The sequence below is a fragment of the Paenibacillus sp. TCA20 genome (assembly GCF_000732325.1).
GTDB lineage: Bacteria > Bacillota > Bacilli > Paenibacillales > Paenibacillaceae > Paenibacillus > Paenibacillus urinalis.
The window spans coordinates 147,835-162,539 of record NZ_BBIW01000007.1; the positions used below are offsets into that span (position 1 = coordinate 147,835).

Here is a 14,705-nt window from a genome sequence, read left to right on the forward strand (position 1 = left end):
TACAAAGCGGAGGGATTAACAATGACTATTGCACATCTACAAGATACCGTCACACTGAATAATGGAGTTAACATGCCGCAGTTTGGATTAGGTGTATGGAAGGTAAAAGAAGGCGACGAAGCCTATAATGCGGTGAAGCATGCGATTACACACGGCTATCGTGCCATTGATACCGCTGCAGCTTACAAGAACGAGGAGAGCGTCGGACAAGCGATTAAGGATTCAGGCGTCCCACGTGAAGAATTGTTTATTACGACCAAAGTATGGAACAGTGACCAAGGCTACGAATCCACGCTGCGTGCATTCGATGAGAGCCTTGCGAAGCTCGGACTTGATTACCTCGACCTCTACCTCATTCACTGGCCGGTAGCAGGCAAATATAAAGATACATGGAAGGCTTTGGAGAAGCTCTATGCAGATGGCAAAGTACGCGCGATCGGTGTATGCAATTTCCATATTCATCATCTGGAGGACCTGCTCACAGATGCCACTGTCGTTCCCGCAGTCAATCAGGTTGAATTTCATCCACAGCTCTCCCAAGAGCCGCTTCGTGCATTCTGTAAAGCACAGGGCATTCTGTTCGAGGGATGGTCACCGCTCGGCAACGGTAAGCTGCTGGACAACACGACGATCAAAGTCATCGCTGATAAATATAATAAAACGGTAGCTCAGGTCATTCTGCGCTGGCATATTCAGCAGGGTGCCATCACCATCCCTAAATCCGTTACGCCAAGCCGGATCGAAGAGAATGCGGATATTTTTGATTTCGAGCTGACGGTTATGGATATGGACACAATTAACGGACTTAACAAAAATGAACGTTTTGGAGCCGATCCAGACAACTTCAATTTCTAAATAAGCAGGCTGAGTTACATGAGCAGGGACATTACATCGGAGAAGGGGGATTCTATCATGAATCTCCCTTCTCGCTATACCCTATTCTGTGGGCTGGAAGGAGTAGATCAATGAAGCACCTAATTATTTATGCGCATCCTGTTCAGGACAGTTTTAATCATCAAATATGCCTATCGGTACAACAAAACCTGGAGAGATCAGGCCACACAGTTGCCGTGAGAGATCTGTATGCACTGAATTTCGACCCTGTTCTCAGCGAGCAGGAGATGGCTGACTGTTACGCTGGAGAAGCACCGAGGGAAGACGTGCTGAAGGAGCAGCAATATATTAAAGACGCTGACTCGCTTATCTTTATCTATCCTATATGGTGGGCAGGCATGCCAGCTATACTGAAGGGTTACATTGACCGTGTGTTCTCCTACGGCTTTGCCTATGCATACAATGAGGACGGCCAGCTGATCCGGATGCTAACGGACAAGCACAGCTTGATTATTAATACTCACGGCTCATCCGCAGCACATTACGACCAGATCGGAATGACAGACGGTCTCATCGTTACCGCAGGTGCAGGCATACTGGAGTTCGTCGGTACACAGCCGGCAGGTCATCTATTGTTTGGCGATATGGATGATGCTCTAGAAGATCGGAAGGAACAGATTATAGAGCAAATCAAAGCTGAATTGTCCACTAAGTTCCCTACTGACAACAGCGCTTCTTGATTCGCTCATAATCCTCCATTTGATTCATATTGGTAAACATCTCTGAAATGTCGGACACTGTCCATGGCATCCCAGCATCTGCTGCCAGCTCATGCTCCGTGACATATCTAACGCTGATCTGGGAGAGAAAATCCATGACCCTTCGCCTGCCCGTCTCAAGCTGCTGCTCAAGTACAGGAATGACACAATCATGATATAACGCAATCAGGGGATGCGTCTGACCTTCAATCACAGGGACGATGGCCTGATAGCAGGAGTTCTCCTGCAGTTCTGCATATTGGATCAATACCTTGAACAGCTCTGTACGGACAAGCGGCGTGTCGCACGGAACAGACAAGCTCCAGCCTCCTTCCCCCGAAGAGCTGGCTCCCCGGTGTGCTGTCAGGCCTGCATGCAATCCTGCAAGCGGGCCGCATCCCGGGTATACATCAGCGGCCTGTGTATAACCAAGCTCTGCATACTCCTCCCTATATCCTTTGCCGACAGCAATACGCACATCATCTACAGCTCCAGCTAATTCAGAGGCAATTACCTGAATGACATTGGCTTCTCCCAGTGGCAGCAGTGCCTTGTCTGTCCCCATTCTGCTGGAGAGCCCTCCTGCCAAAATAATGCCCGAAAACCTCATTAAATCCACCCGCCCTCATGAAAATAATGCAAATGTATATCAAAAATGATTGTATCCCCTTACAAGTACATGCTACAGTGTATTGAAACACTCCCTCCACCTAAAGAGGCGGGGGATTCTTGGATTGTCAAACCCATCGGTTTGAAGTTGTCCTGCTTGTGCAGTACCCTAGCTCGGTCCACCTGAAATGAAAGGAATGGCATCCCTTTGCATACATTATCGCAGCTGAAGCTGTATAACTTCTTCGTGTACGGTGCTGTCGCCGTGTTCACCAGCTTTTTCTCAATTTATCTCCAAAATAATGGATTAACCAAGCTTCAGATCGGAACACTTATGGCCATTGGCCCCTTCGTGTCCCTCTTCGCCAACCCCTTCTGGGGCTTCATGAGCGACCGCTCGCAAAATATCCGTAAGACGGTTCTTCTCATGTTAGCAGGGACGCTGTTATTCGTACAAGCCGTATTTCTTGCTCCGTCGTATAGCCTTATTTTTGCAGCGATGATCTTCTTTTACTTTTTCCAGAGTCCCTTATTCGCACAAACCAACAGCATGATTCTGGTATACATTGATGGGACGGATCATAAATTCGGCTCGTTCCGCTTATGGGGCTCTCTCGGCTGGGCGCTGACTGCTATCGCTGCTGGTCCTGTAATGGATCGGCTGGGCGATCGCGGCATATCCATCGTATTCAGTGTGCTGCTGCTGACAGCCATCTTCTTCGCTGTTCTTCTGCCTCAGCTGCAGCGAACCTCGGACGGTCCAGTCGTCAGTATGCGTGGATTCGGTCAAGTGGTGCTTAACCCTTATTTCATGACTTTTATTATTCTCGGTGTTCTGGTCTCCGTGCCAAATGCGATGAACAGTGCGTTCGTCTCACTGTACATTACCGAGCTTGGAGGAAGCAAACAGATGGTTGGACTTGCCGTATTTATGTCTTCCATATTGGAAGTAGCGGTGTTCCTCTTATTTGATCGGTTTCTTAAGCGTAAGATGACGGTTATGCTGGGCTGTCTGACCGTAGTCAGCATCCTCTTCGCGGTACGCTGGGAGCTGATGGCGCTGGCGACAGATCCGCTGCAGATCGCATTCATCCAGCTGCTTCACTCGGTAACCTTCGGAGGGTATTTCTATGTAGGCACCCAGCTGACGATGCTCTTCATCCCGAGACCTTACCGCTCATCGGGACAAGCGCTCTATACGCTCTCCTGGGGCGGCGTATCCGGTGTTATTGCCGGAATCTTCGGGGGATTCATGTTCCAGAACTTCGGAGCTTCCGTGATGTATCAATATGGTGTTATCCTGTCTGTGATCGGCATCATCGGGTTTGGGATCATGTTTTATATCGTGAAGAAATACGGATACCAGCCCCCTCTGCCCTCCAGCTACAAGGTCGGAAGCTAATTGAGACTCCTAGGCAGGGGATTCGCCCTCTCTTGCCATAGCATACTTCACTAACAAAAAAACGCCGTTCTCTGTACTTAGAGAACGGCGTTTCCTATATCTCCGCCCGAGAAGAGCGGAAAATGGTCTTTGAAGTCATTGATGATCAACAGCGCTAAGCTGAAATAGCAGAATTGTCCCGTTGGAGCGTTAGCGATCGCCTTTGCTTTCGAATTTGCCCAGCATTATGTTAATCAAATCATCAAATTCGTAAAGCAACAGCGACCAGAGGGACAATCTGCGGTTGAAGCTTACATTCGATGTTGATTATCACTTGCTTCATTCCTTCCATTTTACGCCTTCGGCAAATGGAAGGAGCTCTTCAGTGACACAACCCGGTTAAACACAGGCTGGCCTGGCTCCGAATATTTGGAATCCACATTAAAGTAGCCATGACGGAAGAACTGGAACTTGTCCTGCGGCTTGGCATCTGCCATATTCGGCTCGACATAGCCGTGAACGATGGTCAGCGAATTCGGGTTCAGCTCATCAAGGAATGACTTAGGTGCTGCAACCGTAGCTTCTTTTTCCTCCTCAAGCTCCGTATCGCCTTCCGGCTCCTCCTTGTTGATCAGCGGCTCGAACAGGCGGAATTCTGCCGGAATCGCTTGACTTGCCTCCACCCAGTGAATCGTGCCTTTGACCTTGCGTCCGGTAAAGCCGGAACCGCTCTTCGTTTCAGGATCATAGGTGCAGTGAATCTCAACAACATTGCCCTCTTCGTCCTTGATAACATCATTACATTTAATGAAGTAGGCATGCTTCAGACGAACCTCGTTGCCAGGGAACAAACGGAAGTATTTGCTCGGCGGATCTTCCATAAAGTCCTCGCGCTCAATATAGATTTCGCGGGAGAACGGAATTTGGCGAGTACCCATCTCTTCGTTCTCTTGGTTGTTCTCTGCCTCCAGCATTTCGGTCTGACCTTCTGGATAATTCGTAATAACCACCTTGATCGGATCAAGCACAGCCATCGTACGAGGTGCCTTCAGCTTCAAGTCCTCGCGGATAAAGTGCTCCAGCATTTGCAGATCAACCAGGCCCTGGCTCTTGGAGATCCCTGTCTCATAGACGAACTCACGAAGCGCTTCCGGCGTATAGCCTCTACGGCGAAGTCCCGAGATCGTCGGCATCCGCGGATCATCCCAGCCATCGACATGTCCTTCGTCTACGAGGAGCTTTAATTTACGTTTACTCGTTACGGTTTGGGCCAGGTTAAGACGGCCAAATTCATATTGATGCGGCTCTGCATCCATTTCGCAATGCTCAATAACCCAATCGTAGAACGGACGCTGGTCCTCGAACTCCAGGGAACAGAGGGAGTGAGTCACATGCTCGATCGCATCCTCCAGCGGATGGGCAAAGGTATACATCGGATAAATGCACCACTTATCTCCGGTATTGTGATGAGTGACGTGAGCAATCCGGTAAATAACAGGGTCCCGCAGGTTGATGTTCGGGGAGGCCATGTCAATCTTGGCACGCAACACGCGCTCGCCGTCCTTGAATTCACCGTTACGCATCTGTGTGAACAGCTCCAGATTCTCTTCAACGCTGCGATCACGGAATGGGCTGTTCTTGCCTGGCTCAGTCAATGTTCCGCGCAACTCGCGGATTTGGTCCGCACTTAGGTCATCGACGTAAGCAAGACCTTTCTTAATCAACCTGACTGCCGCTTCATACATTTGCTCGAAATAATCGGATGCGAATCTTTTTTCCTTCCATTCATAGCCGAGCCATTTCACATCTTCCTGAATGGAATTCACATACTCTTCGTCTTCCTTCGCCGGATTCGTATCATCGAAGCGCAGATTGGTGCTGCCACCAAATTCTTCGGCTAGGGCAAAATTAATCCAAATCGCCTTGGCATGTCCAATATGTAGATATCCATTCGGCTCGGGCGGGAACCGAGTGACAACTTCCTTCACTTTACCTGCACGAAGATCCTCGGAGATCACGTTTTTTATAAAATTGGAGGGGGTTAAGGACTTCTCCACAATTATCAACCTTTCTCTCGTAAATTCTATCGACTATACCTTAAATATGATCGAATAATGCATAATCCTGATCTAATAAATATACCTTTAACTTCAGCGCTCCGCAATGATTCTAGACATAACGAGTCCAGCAGAACAATTACATTTCTTTAAAGACGGGAATTCCCTCTCATTGCTTTTAGTAAAATACGGGCGATAAACCGAATAAGGTACATATCCAGTAGGAGAACCGCAAATAGCAGCAGGTACCCTGATACAAGAATTACCCAAGAGAGAGTACTGCTGAGCATGCCGTTCGGAGCATACAGAGCTGCTGCAATCATAGGCATAAATACGACGGCTAGTATATTTTCTCTTGTCATCCACAGCATAACCAAAGTGACCACCATACTAATCATCGACAGCCAGAGCAGTACTTTGGTAAAGGGTCGCATGGACATATCCGGCACTTCCTTTCTGTTTAATGTGCTTGCTGATGAGCTGTAAATGTCATTTTGACGGTTCGCCTAATATAAGGTAGCATGAAGGAAAATGAGGTGTAAAAGGAGTATATTTGATGAAGGCTACAAAATTGCCCAAAGAGCAGAAAGAGCACATGATTCGTCTAATCCAGCAGCATTTTGAAGAAGAGCGGGGAGAAACCATCGGTGAGCTGGCAGCGGACAGCATGCTTGATTTCTTCCTGACATCACTCTCTCCCTATATATATAATCAGGCATTAAGTGACTGCCGCACACTCGTCAATCAGCGGATGGTATCCATGGAAGACGATATCTATGCACTGGAGCGAAAAATCCCGTTATCTAGATGAAGCTAATCTTATAATATTATTGATCTATCTATTTTACTCTATGGATGAAAGAAGGTTTGATGATGTTTGCATACAAGGTCGATGAAGATATTGAATTAAGACCCCTGTCACTCGAGCACGCTGGTGCATTGTTTAATCTTACAGATCGATCCAGAGAGCGGCTGCGCGAATGGCTGCCATGGGTAGATCAGATTGTAGAACAACAGCATTCCGTTAATTTTATCAAAAATTCGCTCAAGCAAGGCTCTGAAAATGGTGGATTCACAGCTGGAATTTGGGTCAAAGATGAGCTTGCCGGCGTGATCGGCTTTCATGAAATTGATTGGAATAACAGATCTGTGAGCATCGGCTACTGGCTTGGCAAAAATCATGAAGGTCAGGGCCTGATGAGCTCGGCCTGCCGCTCACTTGTGGACTATGCGCTCATTGAGCTTGATTTGAACCGGGTGGAGATCCGCTGCGCTACCGGGAATCACAAGAGCCGTGGAATTCCAGAGAGACTCGGATTTGTCCTCGAAGGGATTGTCCGGGAAGCAGAGAAGCTGCCGCAGGGCTACGTGAACCATGCCGTGTATGGCATGCTCCAAAGCGAATGGAAGCTGCTCCGGTAGCTTCAAGCGCACAGCTTACCGAAAATGGATGCACTCTTTTTATTTCGCTCACATCCATCGATATTACATAAAGAACATCATAAGTGCCTATGCAGACATGGAAGTGCACCCCTTCCGCATAGGCCTTTTCTATTTTTAATGTAAGCTTAAGCTTCTCTTCATCCTGACTTCATCCCGTTTGGTTAAGGTATACATGTCCCCACATTAGGAAGGGAAGGTATGAACACATGAATAAGACGATGTCGCAATGGGTGATGTCCAGCTCACTTGCGATGACATTAACGATGGGAATGGCGCTGAATGCAAGTCCATACAGCAATCAACCGCAGCTAAATTCAGGCACAGAGAACACAGAGGCATCAAGCAAAAGAATCTCCGCCAAGGTGGAATTCGGACCTCAGCAGGCGCCGCAGACAGTGCAGGACACAAAATATCGGAAATAAGCAAACTCTAATATAAGAATATGAACAAAGAGGCTGTCCTGCTTGCGGACAGCCTCTCTTCATGTTTAATTCGAATTTATTCTCTTATTGCTGCATCTAGAATAGCTGTGAAGCAGTATATTTACTCGCCGTCAGTGAGAGCTACACGAAGCTCAGCTTCTGGCTGCTCAATACCGTACATATAAGCATAAATCTCGAGCTCATTCGCTCCTCTGTAATTCTCATACACATCCATCCTTTTGTTCTTCCCATTACCGGCAAAGTCTTGGATGGAAGGAACCCCGTATACTTTATCAAATCCTTGACCGTAATAGGTCTGATTGATACCGCCAAAATTGAGGTCGCTGCTCTCTGATTCGATATATAGATTATTATCCTTTGTATAGTAGGTCCAGGTGACCGGATAACCTTCATAATCCTGTGTAAAGCTCTGCTTCTCCTCAGAAATGCCAGTTAACAGCACCGGCTCTTCTCTCCCTTTAATCTGGTCAGCTCGATGTTCCGCGATTAGTGTAATCGGACTTGTGCCAACAGAGGAGAGCTCGATCTCAGGTGATAGTTCGAAACGCAGCTCGGATTTGTGTTTTCCCTCCAGATTAGCATCATATCCCGGTATTAGCTTCCCGCCTACATTGAGTTGATAATTCAGATAAGGCACTCTCGTGTATGCCTCTTCATGATTCAGCACAATACGGATTTGGGTCGGAGTGACAACCATCTCCGTTACTCTACTGCCTCCGGGTATCTCTTCAATAGGGATATCCAGCTGCTTCTTCACTGTACCGTTCTCCATTTGTTTCTTGGACAAAGAGAACTGAAGATCCCATTCTCCATCTGCTCTGTCAACCTCTCGGTCATAGACGAGTCTAAACTTAGTGCCCTCTTCATTTATTTCTGACGTGTTATAAATCTGCTGTGTCGTATATTCCTGATTCTGACCAGGTGCGCCAAATACACTGGGCTCTGCCGCTGCAATAACCTCTCCACTTGGCTTCTGCGCTTCTAAGCGATACCAGGACCACACTTTGTCAGCTGGATCGATCAGAGATATGGAGGATTTCAACATCAACTGCTCCTCTGATTGCTCGAATGCATCGATGCTGATGGTGTCAATACCGTCTCTTTGAACCACAAAGGTCTGGTTGGCAGGCTTCTCCGGCTCAAAATCAATCGCATAAGATGTGTCCTCTGTCCAGCGGATATTGTTCAGCTCGAAGCTTACCTCGCTGTTCTCCGTGCTCATCACCCAATCCGATTCAAAATATCCTTGATACACACCAAGCTCTTCATTCCAGTTCTGTACGTAATTCCCCTCAATTGGCGTCCCCTCACGGTCTACCAATTGCATGGATTCATAGTATATATGCTGGCTGTTCCCTTCGCCCGGATTGAGGCTGTACAACAGGACCGTGCGGTTTTCATCTGTAAAAGCGGTATGGACCGTCAAGGTTACCCCGTTCTTGGTCACCGACTGCTCTATACTTTGACCAAGTCCTTGTTGAAGCGCGGTCTGAATCCCCGTTCGAGTAGAGAGAACATCCGTCCAATCATAGTTAATAGCGGCATAGACAGGCGCTGCCGTAAGAGCAACAGCAATACTAACCGCTATCGCTGCTTTACGCTTCCTCGCGCTTCTTGCGCCTCCCAGAGCTGTGTCCTTATCACGAAGCTCACCACGCTGAATACTCTCAAACATTTGATCAAAATCAGGATAAGAAACGGGGGTATGCTGCATTTCATCCTTCAACTTTTTCTCAATGGATTCCAAGTGTCTTCTCTCCTCTCATATGGCACCAATCATTCGTCTCCATGTCCCTTCGAAGCAGCTTCAGCGCCTTGTGAAGCCGGGACTTAACTGTACCTGCTGGAATATGGAGCACCTCTGCAATCTCGCTTGTAGTCATGTCACTGCTATAGCGGAGCGTAACGACAGCCCTTAGCTTGTCTGGAAGCTGGTGAAGCAGCGCGGCATATTCCTCTGCCTCCGCCCGCTCAATTACGATATCATCCGGGGTCTTCGTTCGTTCGGCTGACTGGTCATGCTGGATTTGCACCAGCTTCTGCTTGTCTCTTTTCGTCTTATTTTTTCTCAGTACATTTAGACAATGATTCATCGTGATCCGCATCAGCCATGCTTTGATATGCTCTACACTGCTCCATTGCTGACGGAATACCGTAATAAAAATATCATGGCACGCATCTTCGGCATCCTGTGCATGCCTTAGCATGTAGTAGCATGTTCTGTACACGTCCTTGTGGTACGAATCAAACAGCTCTCGTTCGGTCAATGACTTCACCCCTCTCTTTACCTGATGCTATATAGACAATCGAGGACAAATATCGGTTCATTTCTCAATGATTTCTCTATTACCTGTCGGTTTCTCACGACAGCAAAAAACCGCCTGCTTCTTACAATAAGAATCAGACGGTTGCCTATTTTTCACTCCAATTAAGAAGCGTTAGTCCATCCATTACTTCAACAAAAAGCGCATCAATATATCATCAACGTATTTACCGCCGATACAGAATTCATTCAGCAGCCGACCTTCCTCAACGAAGCCGCATTTCTGATAGAATGCAAGCGCCTTTCTATTATGGGACAGCACTCTTAAACGGAGCTTCCTCACTTGTTGTTCTCTCGCCAGCTCTTTCACCGCATCCATGAGCATGCTTCCAATTCCTTGCTTCTGGTAGGCAGGATGGACAGCAATATGAATCTCCAATACATGTGAATTACTCCTCAGTCCAGTCGGTGTTCTGAATCCAACATAGCCGACAACGCGAGTATCCATAACCGCAATCATCTGGCTCCCTGGCGGACAAGCGTTCAAATACTGCTCCCTCGATGTCCATTGGACCGGTCCAGGTGCGGTATGCTCGTCCCATACAAGTGCATCCAGATCCATAAGCTGTCTTGCATCTCTTAGATGCGATAACCGGACCTCTATGGCCTCCTGGATAATGATCACACGAATCCAACCCTTCTAAACACGCTCTATTGGCGAATGCGCCTGACTAAAGCGTTTTTTCCTATTCTATCACAGGATTTTGACAGAATCACAGATGAAATGACATGAAACGCTGTATTGAAACGTGCATAAAGCGAAAAAAGAGACACCCCCAATGAATGAACCGGGAGTGCCTCTTATATATTATTTACATTTGGTGGGGCGTTCAGTTTGATACTTCCAATGGTACAGCCGATTGCGCAGCCGCTCCAGCTGTTCGTGACCCTAGATATTGACAGCTTAGTAACGCCATTTCTAGCTGCTACTGGAGCTGCCACAAGGCCGGTACATTCGCAGGCTCCCAGCCCGTTAAGGAGGTATGGGCCTGCAGACATTTATAAGTGCCGCCATTGTAGGTCACCAGCTGTCCAACCGTATATGCTGTATTCGCTTGCCAAGGTGAAGCGCCTGGATTACCTGTTTCTGCCTTGGTCTTCACACTAAACGCGCTGCTTGCGGCAGACAGATTGCCGGCCGCATCCTTCGCTTTCACTGTAAATGTATACGTAGTGTTTGCCGCAAGCGAGCTGATCGTCGCTGTAGTTCCGGTTACTGTTGCGGCCACAGCTCCTCCAGTGTATACCTCATACCCTGTCACTCCCACGTTGTCTGTGGAAGCCGTCCAGCTCAGTGAGACACTGGAGGTCGTTTGGGCTGTGGAGGTCAGATTAGCCGGTACGGATGGAGCTGTCGAATCGGACGGCGGTGTCGTGCCGGACGTCTTCACAGTTACTGCATTGCTGGCAGCAGATAAGTTGCCGGCGGCATCCTTCGCCTTCACCGTATAGGTGTACGAAGTGTTCGCCGCAAGCGAGCTGACGGTAGCTGATGTGCCTGTAACGGTTGCAGCCAAGTTTGCGCCATTATACACGTTGTAGCCGGTAACACCCACGTTGTCTGTGGAAGCATTCCACGCAAGCGTCACGGAGCTTGCCGTAACCGCTGTAGATCGAGCATTCGATGGAGCGCCTGGTGCAGTCGTATCCGCAGGAGGCGGTGTTGTGCCTCCGGTAGACAGATCTGCCTTCAGCTTGTTCTGGAGCGTCTTGTTACGGTCTCCGCTCAGCTCCCAGAACATCGCTCCGCCAAGCCCTTTGCTCTTGATATAAGCGGTCTTGTGTCCGAGGGATTCCACATCATCGTAGCTGATGAAGCGCTTATTCGATGCATTGTACAGATAAGGCACCTTGGCCGTATCGTTCCAATAACGTGTATATCCGTTCTTGTTAATGTAGTTCGCTTCCAGATCATAATAATCAAATGAGCCTGGCTCCCATGTTCCTACGGAAGAACCACCCGAGCATGTTTGATACTGTCCGTTACTCGTCTGTGTACAGCCATCCCAGCCGCGGCCGTAGAATGGCACGCCCAATACAAGCTTGCTTGCAGGCACACCTGCATCCAGATGTCCCTGTGCCCCAGCCGAGACATTAAACGTGCTGGCATCAGGCACACCTGCGGCAGCAGCAGCCGGGTCATTATACAGCGGCGCGTTATGTGCTGAGATCTTTTGCCATGCACCATTAAAGTCATATGTCATAATGTTGATCCAGTCTACAATAGATGCGATATTCGCCAGCTCCGTATTGGCGGCATAGCTCGGGGAGGCTCCGCTTGCGATCGTCAGCAGATAATCCTTGCCATCCACTGCTTCTGCTGCATTTAGCTTCTCACGGATTTTGCTAAGCAGGAGCGTATAATTCTGTTTGTCTTGAGGGCGTTTGCTGTTACCTTCAAGTCCTCCTGATACCGGGTACTCCCAGTCCAGATCCACCCCGTCAAAGTTATACTTCCGCAGGAAATCTACTGCCGAATTGGCAAAGGTCTCTCTAGTTGCCGCGGTTGCCGCGACATCGGAGAAACGGTTAGACCATGTCCAGCCGCCGACAGAGATGATCGTCTTCAGATTAGGGTTAATCTGCTTCAGCTTATTCAGCTGATTAATATTGCCGGCATAAGGCTGATCCCATGTATCGCCTGCAAACTGTTTACCCGTATCAATCCACGGATCGCCAAGCACAATTGTACCGTTCGGTACGTTGATCGTCTGTCCCTTCTCATCCTGACAGCTCCAGGTCGTTGGGTTCGGGCCTGTAGGATCCGAATTCCCGTGAATCCCATTCCAACAAATATCAGCAAAAGCATAATTGATATGCGTTACTTTGGTTGGATCAATATCCGTTACGTTATAAGCCCTGCCATAAGCTGCCCAGGCCGGATAATACCCGACAATTTTATAACCATCGGCAGCCTCCGCCTTATCCGAGGTTAACGCAAGCGAAGGAATGAAAATAGATAAGAGCATGGATAATCCTAAAAATAATTTGGCGGCTCTGGCAGCAGCATGACGATGACGAGACGACTTTGGCATTAGTACACGGCCTCCTTCGTTGTTTGCGTGCTAAATCCGTTTAGAAACAGACGATGCGCGTTCGAGAACTGATTGTTCGTATAGGCATCCCAGTTGATGGACCAGGTCATAATCCCTTTAATCCCTGCATAGCCTGCAGGCTGGCGAAGGGAATATGAACCGCCGTATGAAACACCCTTGATTAAGTAATTCAGCGCCTTCTGCAGCTCGGCTGGTGCGGTGTAGCCACCTCCTGCCGCTTGCTGGGAAGCAGGGACACCAATGGCGATCTGGTCTGGTCTTAGTGGACTAAAGAACGGCCCTCCGCTTCCGCCAACATGAAATCCTTGCAGCAGCATTTCAGCCATGGCGACGTGAAAATCAGCTGTGCCCTGGGAGTACGAGCGTCCGTCCAAGCCCACCATCGAGCCGCTGTTGTAATGCTGTACATGCAGGAGCGTCAGATCATTACGCAAGGCGTGAATGACCGGCAGGTATGCACCCCACGGACCGCCATAGCTTAAATATCCACCTTGTACATAAGCCGTCTCAGGTGCAGCGGTCAGAATAAAATCAGCACCAAAATGGGCTTTGACTGCCTTGACTCCATTAATGAGATTTACAATCTTAGGGGTTGTCGGATTGCGAAAATCCGTATCTCCCGCGTTAAGAGATAACGAGCTTCCTTCGAGATCAATATCAAGCCCGTTAAAGCCATAGGTAGAAATAATCGATTTGAGTGATTCTTCAAACTGCTGGCGCTTAGTCGCATCGGTGAGCTCGATCGTCCCGTTTGCGCCTCCCATGGAGAGAAGGACCTTTTTGCCCTGACTTTGGAGATAGGCGACATCCGATTTGAATTGCTCTACGGTGGAGTTGTAGGGTGTAAAAGCGAGAGTACCGCTGCCATGTGAGACAGGTTCGGCAAAGGAGACGTAGACAATGTCATAGGCTGGTGAGACGTTGCGAAGTCTAATATTGGTGGATCCATTGTCGAAGTTGTGCCAGTATCCGATCAGCCATTTGCTGCCGGTCGGTGTAGGACCCGGATTCGAAGGCCCAGCCGAGGTGGTTACACTGAGAGGACTGCTAGCAGTGGAGAGATTGCCTGCCGCGTCTTTGGATTTAACGGTGAAAGCATAGGTTGTACCAGTGGTAAGTCCACTAATAACAGCCGATGCCGAGGAAGTGCTGGCTGCAAGGCTGCCATTTCGGTACACTTCGTATCCGGTTACGGCTACATTATCTGTGGAGGCGTTCCAGATCAGCTGGACGGATGTCTCCGTTATAAGTGTTGATGCGAGCCCCGTTGGAACAGAAGGCGGTATTGTATCCGGAACCGGGGTTGGGTTCTCTCCTCCCGTACCATCTCCGACATCCTTCCACAACGCCGGCACATTCGGCGGCTCCCATCCGGTTAGGGCCGTATGAGCCTGAATACATTCATAATTCTTGTTCTGATATGTGACAATATCTCCTTTCTTGTATGCGATCCCTGCCTGCCACTGGGCAGCAGCGTCAGCTCTTGGTGCAAGCCACGGAAGAATGAGAAGAATGACCAAAGCGATTGTCATTACACGGCGGAATTGAACAGCCTGATTCAAGTAAAATCCCTCCTGTACTATTCTATTAATCTTTCGAGCATAACAAGGTCTTCCTGATGCTCATGCGGGCTTACATCGTATTAGAAAAAAGAGTCTGAACAAACTTAGCTATTTAGGTGAATTACACCACTCCTTTCATAAAAAGGTCGGACCCTTCCCTTGGACGCTTCATTCACAGACGGTCCTCCATCCAAATTTAACAGGGAATTTACAAATCCTCACCTAGTATTTAAACAGCA

At 48.5% G+C, this 14,705-nt stretch carries 14 protein-coding genes; 6 read left to right on the forward strand and 8 right to left on the reverse strand.

The window, feature by feature from the left end:
- Nucleotides 1–21 precede the first annotated feature (21 nt).
- Entirely contained in the window at nt 22–855 is an 834-nt protein-coding gene (locus tag TCA2_RS15015) for an aldo/keto reductase (protein WP_047912428.1), read from the forward strand.
- Between the two features lie 110 nt (nt 856–965).
- Complete coding sequence (locus tag TCA2_RS15020; protein ID WP_047912429.1) at nt 966–1,574, forward strand: NAD(P)H-dependent oxidoreductase; 609 nt, start codon at nt 966–968, stop codon at nt 1,572–1,574.
- Here TCA2_RS15020 and TCA2_RS15025 read toward each other — a convergent pair.
- On the reverse strand, nt 1,552–2,202 hold the full coding sequence (locus tag TCA2_RS15025) for a molybdenum cofactor guanylyltransferase (RefSeq protein ID WP_081872526.1): 651 nt from the start codon (nt 2,200–2,202) through the stop codon (nt 1,552–1,554). The genes TCA2_RS15020 and TCA2_RS15025 overlap by 23 nt on opposite strands.
- Before the next feature lie 207 nt (nt 2,203–2,409).
- On the opposite strand from TCA2_RS15025, the gene TCA2_RS15030 reads away from it, so the two are divergent.
- Nucleotides 2,410–3,603 carry an MFS transporter gene (locus TCA2_RS15030; protein WP_238546407.1) on the forward strand — a complete coding sequence of 398 codons (1,194 nt, stop codon included), beginning with the start codon at nt 2,410–2,412 and terminating at the stop codon, nt 3,601–3,603.
- Nucleotides 3,604–3,935: 332 nt separating this feature from the next.
- Here TCA2_RS15030 and TCA2_RS15035 read toward each other — a convergent pair whose 3' ends face one another.
- Both TCA2_RS15035 and TCA2_RS15040 read right to left on the reverse strand, forming a co-directional pair.
- On the reverse strand, nt 3,936–5,639 hold the full coding sequence (locus tag TCA2_RS15035; protein ID WP_047912525.1) for a glutamine--tRNA ligase/YqeY domain fusion protein: 1,704 nt from the start codon (nt 5,637–5,639) through the stop codon (nt 3,936–3,938).
- A 149-nt stretch (nt 5,640–5,788) separates the two neighbouring features.
- On the reverse strand, nt 5,789–6,079 hold the full coding sequence (locus tag TCA2_RS15040) for a hypothetical protein (RefSeq protein WP_047912432.1): 291 nt from the start codon (nt 6,077–6,079) through the stop codon (nt 5,789–5,791).
- 116 nt (nt 6,080–6,195) lie between these two features.
- Between TCA2_RS15040 and TCA2_RS15045 the strand changes: the two genes are divergently transcribed.
- From TCA2_RS15045 to TCA2_RS15055, 3 genes are all read left to right on the forward strand, one after another.
- On the forward strand, nt 6,196–6,450 hold the full coding sequence (locus tag TCA2_RS15045) for a DUF2164 domain-containing protein (protein WP_047912433.1): 255 nt from the start codon (nt 6,196–6,198) through the stop codon (nt 6,448–6,450).
- Between the two features lie 62 nt (nt 6,451–6,512).
- Entirely contained in the window at nt 6,513–7,061 is a 549-nt protein-coding gene (locus TCA2_RS15050) for a GNAT family N-acetyltransferase (RefSeq protein WP_047912434.1), read from the forward strand.
- Nucleotides 7,062–7,288: 227 nt separating this feature from the next.
- Nucleotides 7,289–7,504 carry a hypothetical protein gene (locus tag TCA2_RS15055; RefSeq protein ID WP_047912435.1) on the forward strand — a complete coding sequence of 72 codons (216 nt, stop codon included), beginning with the start codon at nt 7,289–7,291 and terminating at the stop codon, nt 7,502–7,504.
- Between the two features lie 121 nt (nt 7,505–7,625).
- Here TCA2_RS15055 and TCA2_RS15060 read toward each other — a convergent pair whose 3' ends face one another.
- From TCA2_RS15060 to TCA2_RS15080, 5 genes are all read right to left on the reverse strand, one after another.
- A complete protein-coding gene (locus TCA2_RS15060) occupies nt 7,626–9,272 on the reverse strand; it encodes a DUF4179 domain-containing protein (protein ID WP_047912436.1) in 1,647 nt (548 codons plus the stop codon).
- On the reverse strand, nt 9,259–9,792 hold the full coding sequence (locus tag TCA2_RS15065) for an RNA polymerase sigma factor (RefSeq protein ID WP_047912437.1): 534 nt from the start codon (nt 9,790–9,792) through the stop codon (nt 9,259–9,261). The genes TCA2_RS15060 and TCA2_RS15065 overlap by 14 nt, the downstream gene beginning before the upstream one ends.
- Nucleotides 9,793–9,975: 183 nt before the next feature.
- Nucleotides 9,976–10,473: a GNAT family N-acetyltransferase gene (locus tag TCA2_RS15070; protein ID WP_238546408.1), complete on the reverse strand. Its 498-nt coding sequence runs from the start codon at nt 10,471–10,473 to the stop codon at nt 9,976–9,978.
- Between the two features lie 301 nt (nt 10,474–10,774).
- The gene (locus tag TCA2_RS15075) at nt 10,775–12,883 is read right to left on the reverse strand and encodes a glycosyl hydrolase family 18 protein (protein WP_047912438.1); all 2,109 of its coding nucleotides are present in this window, start codon (nt 12,881–12,883) and stop codon (nt 10,775–10,777) included.
- A complete protein-coding gene (locus TCA2_RS15080) occupies nt 12,883–14,466 on the reverse strand; it encodes a glycosyl hydrolase family 18 protein (RefSeq protein WP_370510359.1) in 1,584 nt (527 codons plus the stop codon). The genes TCA2_RS15075 and TCA2_RS15080 overlap by 1 nt, the downstream gene beginning before the upstream one ends.
- Nucleotides 14,467–14,705 lie beyond the last annotated feature (239 nt).

Excerpts from the sequence above, each read along its gene's own strand:
- TCA2_RS15015 (WP_047912428.1), top strand. The coding sequence starts at position 22 with ATGACTATTGCACATCTACAAGATACCGTCACACTGAATAATGGAGTT.
- TCA2_RS15020 (WP_047912429.1), top strand. The coding sequence starts at position 966 with ATGAAGCACCTAATTATTTATGCGCATCCTGTTCAGGACAGTTTTAAT.
- TCA2_RS15025 (WP_081872526.1), bottom strand. The coding sequence starts at position 2,202 with ATGAGGTTTTCGGGCATTATTTTGGCAGGAGGGCTCTCCAGCAGAATG.
- TCA2_RS15040 (WP_047912432.1), bottom strand. The coding sequence starts at position 6,079 with ATGTCCATGCGACCCTTTACCAAAGTACTGCTCTGGCTGTCGATGATT.
- TCA2_RS15045 (WP_047912433.1), top strand. The coding sequence starts at position 6,196 with ATGAAGGCTACAAAATTGCCCAAAGAGCAGAAAGAGCACATGATTCGT.
- TCA2_RS15050 (WP_047912434.1), top strand. The coding sequence starts at position 6,513 with ATGTTTGCATACAAGGTCGATGAAGATATTGAATTAAGACCCCTGTCA.
- TCA2_RS15055 (WP_047912435.1), top strand. The coding sequence starts at position 7,289 with ATGAATAAGACGATGTCGCAATGGGTGATGTCCAGCTCACTTGCGATG.
- TCA2_RS15075 (WP_047912438.1), bottom strand. The coding sequence starts at position 12,883 with ATGCCAAAGTCGTCTCGTCATCGTCATGCTGCTGCCAGAGCCGCCAAA.